Here is a 5,112-nt window from a genome sequence, read left to right on the forward strand (position 1 = left end):
CCCGCCCCCCCCCCCCCCCCCCCCCCCCCCACGGCTCCCCTGGAGGGAGCCGTGGAACGGGCGGAGATCACCCACCGGGTGCGGCTGCGGATCTCTGCCTGCCCCGTCATCGAGCGGGGGATGTATTTTACCTTCCGCAGACAGCGGTATGATGTGCTGTACGGCTACCCCATTTACAACCGGCGCGGGTGGCTGGAGCTGTATTGCAGATTGGTGGTGGAGGACAGTGTCCCAGGGATTTGATCTCTCGGAGCTCCAGAAATATGCAAAGGACCTTGCTACCGTGGGTCAGGAGTACGAGAAGGCGGAGCGGAGATTTCTCCAGAAGGAGGGGTCTAAGCTGCGCAGCAAGACAAAGGCACAGGCCCGGAAGCTGGGCAAGAAGACCGGAAACTACCTGAAGTCCATCAAGCGGGGCAAGGTGTACAAGTACCGGGGGGACAAGGCTGTCCGGGTGTACTCCTACGCCCCCCACGCCCACCTGATCGAGGAGGGGCACCGGATGGTCACCCACGACGGCCGGGAGGTTGGCTTTGTGAAAGGTCACCATGTGTTCGAGGTGGCGGCAAAGGGCTTTGAATCGGAGTTCTACACCGATCTGGACGACTTTCTCAGCGGAGAGGTGGTGGAGAAGCTGTGACGCTGAAAGAACTGAACAAGGCGGTCTGCGGTCTGGTGAAGCGGGCGGCGGAGGCCTCCGGCCTGGGGGCGGAGCTGATGGCGGAGGATCTGAGCGCTCCCATCCAGCGGCCCTCGCTCAAAGTGGAGCTGGAGGAGGACAGAGATGCCCGGGCCATCCGGCACCGGGTGGAGCAGGCCATCACCTTCCGGGTCTATTTCTTCGCAGCAGATCAGTACCGGCCCAAGCTGGACAACCTGGCCATGCGCCAGGCCCTGGCGGAGGCATTTCGGGACGGGGTCCCCGTGGGGGAGGAGACGGTGCCCATCGACGAGGGGCTGTCCTTTACAGTGACCGACGGGGTGCTGGTGGCATCTATGGACCTGACCCTGGACCAGCGCATCATTCCTGCTGAGGAAGAGGATGCGGAGCTCATGGAGGAGCTGAACGTGAATTTGGAGGTGCATTGAAATGGCGGTGACACTGCCAAAAATCGAAGTGACATTTAAGCAGCTGGCGGCCAGCTTTGTCCGGCGCTCAGAGCGGGGGATCACGGTGCTGATCCTGCGGGACGCCACAGAGGGGAGCGGCGAGAGCTTCTTCCGGTTTGGGGATGCCACCCAGGTCCCGGAGAATGAATTTACCGCGGCCAACCAGCAGTATATCAAGGACGCCCTCTCTTTTGGCCCCCTGCGGGTGTCGGTGGTCAAGGTGGGGGCGGAGGGGACGCTGGCCCAGGCCCTGGCCATTCTGGTGCAGAAGGAGCAGACCGGGTGGATCACGGTCTGTGACGGCACCTCCAGCGACTGGACCGACCTGGTGAGCTGGATCAAGGCCCGGGAGAAGGAAGAGAAGAGCTGGAAGGCGGTGTGCTACGATACCACATCCCCAGACTGCATGCACGTGGTGAACTTTGTCAACAAGACAGTCACCTTTGCCGACGACCGGGGAGCGGTGGGGGGCGGCAAGTACACCCCCAGCCTGGCGGGCCTGCTGGCGGCCTGCAATGTGCTGCGGGGGGCTACCGGCTATGTGTGCAGCAACCTGACCACCGTAGAGGAGCCGGAAGACGCAGAGACGGCCGTGGGCTCCGGCAAGTTCGTCCTGGTCAACGAGGATGATGAGGTCCAGGTGGGGGTGGACGTGAACAGCATGACCACTGTCAACGGAAGCACCCAGACCGAGGACATGAAGTACATCGAGACGGTAGAGGCCATGGACCTGATACGGGACGACATCACCGCCACCTTCCGCAAGGACTACCGGGGGAAATACAAAAACACCACCGCCAACCAGATGCTGTTCCTGGCCGTGGTCAACGGATATTTCCGGGACCTGGGGGACGAGAACGTCCTGGACCCCACCTATGACAACACCGCCGCGGTGGATGTGACCAGCCAGCGCAACGCCTGGATCGACTCGGGCAAGGCGGAGGCCGTGGACTGGGACGACGGGAAGGTCATCGCCACCCCGTACAAGCGGAAGGTGTTCCTGGGCGGCGATGTGAAGATCCTGGGCTCCATGACGGACCTCAAATTTGTGGTCACGCTGATGTAAGGAGGGGGATAGGCAATGGTGAAATATCAGGAGGTCCTGCACGGCTCCACCAGCGAGCTGTATATCAACGGGGAGCGGGAGGAGCTGGTCACCAAGATCGAAATCAAAATGACAGGGGACTTTGAGGACAGCTCCTTCTGCGGTGAGTACGGCACCTTCCCCATCTACAACGGGTATGCCATCGAGGGAACCATCTCTGGAAAGAAGCGCAACAGCACCCTGGAGAGCGCCATCGTGGAGGGCTACCGCACCGGTGAGATGCCGGATATCACCGTCATCTCCGCCCTGGGGAGGGCGGGGAGCTCAGCACGGGAACGCTGGTCGGTGAGCGGCGTGGTGTTCACGGAGGCGGCCCTGGCCAACATCGAGGCCAAGAAGGCGGTGGAGCGGGAGCTGCCCTTTAAGGCGGTCCTGGCAAAGAATTTGGAGGCGATTGAGTGATGGCGAGAAAATTTAGCTTTGACGAGCTGCTGGCCAAACGGGAGCAGCGGGAGGCGGACAAGCTGAAGGTGGGGCTGCTGGAGCTCCCTGGCACCGGGAAGGGCCTGGAGGCCCGGATGCCCGGGCAGAAGACGGTGCTGGACCTGTACGGGGAGCTGGTAGCGGCGCAGGACGCCAGGGAGTCCCTCCAGTGCGGGAATCACGCCCTTTACGCCTGCTGCCCCCAGCTCTGGGACAGCAGGCTCCAGGAGGAGCTGGGCTGCAAGGAGGACCCCATGCAGGTGCTGGACAAGCTGTTTTCCCTCGCAGAGCAGGACCAGCTGGGCGGGCAGGCGCTGCGCTTCCTGGGCCTGCTCCCGGAACCGCCCCAGAAGACGGACGGGAACGACGGGGAAGAGAAGGAAGAGGCCCAGGGAGCGGCCCCCGGTATTGAGACGGTAAAAAACTGATCGCCCGCGACCCTCTCCTGGGGCTGTTCGCCTTCTACGCGCCCCGGGGCTGGACCCTGGAGGCGCTGAGCCGGACCAGCCCGGCGGAGCGGGCCTTCCTGGAGGGGGCGCGGGCGCTGTACTATGAGGAGCAGATCTCCATGGGCGAGGCGGGGACCGCCCTGGGGGTGGCACGGCTCCTGGCGGGGAGGTGACAGAGATGGCCACGAAAGTCATCAATACCATCCTCAATATGCGAGATAACATGTCCAAGGGCCTGCTGGCCACGGCCAAAAATATCGAGAAGCTGAATCAGGGCTCCGTGTCCGCCACCCGGTCCGTCCTGCGCTTTACCAACAAGGCAGGAAAGGCGGTCACCGACTTTGCCGCAAAGACGGTGAAGCGGGGCGCGGTGGCACTGGCGGGACTGGCCACGGGCTTTCTGGCGCTGGACAACGTGACGGAGGAGTACCGGGCCGCCCAGGGCAAGCTGAACACGGCCTATGAGGCGGCGGGGTACAGCGCCCAGACCGCCGCCACCGCCTACCGTGAATTTTACAAGATCCTGGGGGACACGGACACGGCCACTGAGGCATCCCAGCTGCTGGCCAAGCTGACCCGCAGCGAGCAGGACGTGACCCGCTGGACCCGGATCGCCGCCGGCGTCAGCGGCACCTTCGGAGACTCCCTCCCCATTGAGGGGCTGATCGAGGCCACCAATGAGACGGCCAAGACCGCCAAGGTGACCGGCGTCCTGGCCGACGCCCTGAACTGGGTGGGGATCAGCGAGGACGACTTCAACAAGCGGCTGGAGCGGTGCTCCGGGGAGGCGGAGCGGAACAAGCTGTTGATGGACACCCTCACCACCGCCTATGAGGGAGCGGCGGACGCCTTCTACCGGAACAATGAGGAGCTGGTCCGGGCCCGGGCCAACCAGGCGGCGGTGAGCGCGGTCACCGCCAAGCTGGGAAGCGCGGCCCAGACGGCCAAGGGCTGGATCTGGCAGCTGCTGGGCGCCCAGGAGGACGGGAGCCTGCGGGCCGGGTCCGCTTTGGACTGGCTGAGCCAGCGGGCGGACGGCCTGATGCAGAAGTTCCAGCAGTGGTCCCAGGACGGGACGGTCACACGGCTGGCCCAGCAGTTCGACCAGGGGCTGGCCAAGGGGATCGACATGGCCAGCGCCGCCTTCCAGTGGGTGGTGGACAACGGGGACACCATCCAGCGGGTGCTCATCGGCGTGGGGAGCGCCCTGGCGGCGGTGAAGATCCTGAAATTCGCGTCAGACACCATCACGGCGGTGCAGACGGTCCAGAAGTTTATCTCCGTGGGCAGCACCTTTCTGGCCGCGAACCCCATCTATTTGGGCATTATGGCGGCCATTGCGGCGGGCGCACTGCTGATCGCCAACTGGGACAAGGTAAAGGCCACGGCCATCGGCCTGTGGGAGGGGGCCAAGCAGGTGTTCGGAGGCATCCGGGACAGCGTGACCGGGGCCTTTGACACGGCCAGAGAGTCGGTCTCCGGCTTCTTCAGCTGGATCAGCGACAGATTGAGCTGGCTGGATGAGACGGTGGAGGGAATCCCCATCCTGGGCTCCGTTTACAGCGGCGTGAAGTCTGTGGGAGGCTGGGTGGTAGACAAAATCCGGGGCAACGCCCTGGGCACCAGCTATTTCTCCGGCGGCCTGACCCGGGTGAACGAGCGGGGCGGCGAGATTATCGACCTGCCCAGCGGGACCCAGATCATCCCCCACGACGTGTCCCTGCGCATGGCGGAGCAGACGGCGGGGAGCAGCGTAGTCCACCTCGTGGGGGCGGGCCAGGAGAGATGGGGCGGCGCGGCTGTGCTGCTGGAGATCCGGGAGCTGCTGAGGCAGCTGGTCCGGCGGAGGAGCCGGGGAGATGTGCGGGTGACGGTCATTGTCCAGGGGAACGTCATCGGAAACCGGGCGTTTGCGGATGAACTGGGCCGCACAGTGGGGGAGCGTGTGCTGCGGGCGCTGGACAACATTTGAGTGGGGGGGGGGGGGGGGGGGGGGGGGGGGGGGGGGGGGGGGGGGGGGGGGGG

General features: G+C 64.7%; 6 protein-coding genes and 1 pseudogene. All 7 read left to right on the top strand.

Annotated elements, in window-relative coordinates:
• Positions 1–243: pseudogene (locus NE584_RS19000) on the top strand (hypothetical protein); the annotation flags it as partial.
• Positions 227–640 (top strand): HK97 gp10 family phage protein, encoded by a 414-nt coding sequence (locus NE584_RS19005; protein ID WP_256183513.1) that lies wholly within the window; start codon positions 227–229, stop codon positions 638–640. The pseudogene NE584_RS19000 and the gene NE584_RS19005, both read left to right, overlap by 17 nt.
• Positions 637–1,089, top strand: coding sequence for a DUF6838 family protein (locus tag NE584_RS19010; protein WP_256183514.1), 453 nt, complete (start codon positions 637–639; stop codon positions 1,087–1,089). The genes NE584_RS19005 and NE584_RS19010 overlap by 4 nt, the downstream gene beginning before the upstream one ends.
• 1 nt (position 1,090) lies before the next feature.
• Positions 1,091–2,176 (top strand): phage tail sheath C-terminal domain-containing protein, encoded by a 1,086-nt coding sequence (locus NE584_RS19015; protein WP_256183515.1) that lies wholly within the window; start codon positions 1,091–1,093, stop codon positions 2,174–2,176.
• A 15-nt stretch (positions 2,177–2,191) separates the two neighbouring features.
• A complete protein-coding gene (locus NE584_RS19020; protein WP_256183516.1) occupies positions 2,192–2,617 on the top strand; it encodes a phage tail tube protein in 426 nt (141 codons plus the stop codon).
• The gene (locus tag NE584_RS19025) at positions 2,617–3,066 is read left to right on the top strand and encodes a hypothetical protein (RefSeq protein WP_256183517.1); all 450 of its coding nucleotides are present in this window, start codon (positions 2,617–2,619) and stop codon (positions 3,064–3,066) included. Before NE584_RS19020 ends, NE584_RS19025 begins: the two co-directional genes overlap by 1 nt.
• A 199-nt stretch (positions 3,067–3,265) precedes the next feature.
• Complete coding sequence (locus NE584_RS19030) at positions 3,266–5,059, top strand: hypothetical protein (RefSeq protein WP_256183518.1); 1,794 nt, start codon at positions 3,266–3,268, stop codon at positions 5,057–5,059.
• Positions 5,060–5,112: the final 53 nt, after the last annotated feature.

This window comes from Clostridium sp. DFI.5.61 (genome assembly GCF_024462915.1).
Lineage (GTDB): Bacteria > Bacillota > Clostridia > Oscillospirales > Oscillospiraceae > Lawsonibacter > Lawsonibacter asaccharolyticus.

Coding starts and splice junctions, on each gene's coding strand:
- NE584_RS19015 (WP_256183515.1), top strand. CDS start 1,091: ATGGCGGTGACACTGCCAAAAATCGAAGTGACATTTAAGCAGCTGGCG.
- NE584_RS19020 (WP_256183516.1), top strand. CDS start 2,192: ATGGTGAAATATCAGGAGGTCCTGCACGGCTCCACCAGCGAGCTGTAT.
- NE584_RS19025 (WP_256183517.1), top strand. CDS start 2,617: ATGGCGAGAAAATTTAGCTTTGACGAGCTGCTGGCCAAACGGGAGCAG.
- NE584_RS19030 (WP_256183518.1), top strand. CDS start 3,266: ATGGCCACGAAAGTCATCAATACCATCCTCAATATGCGAGATAACATG.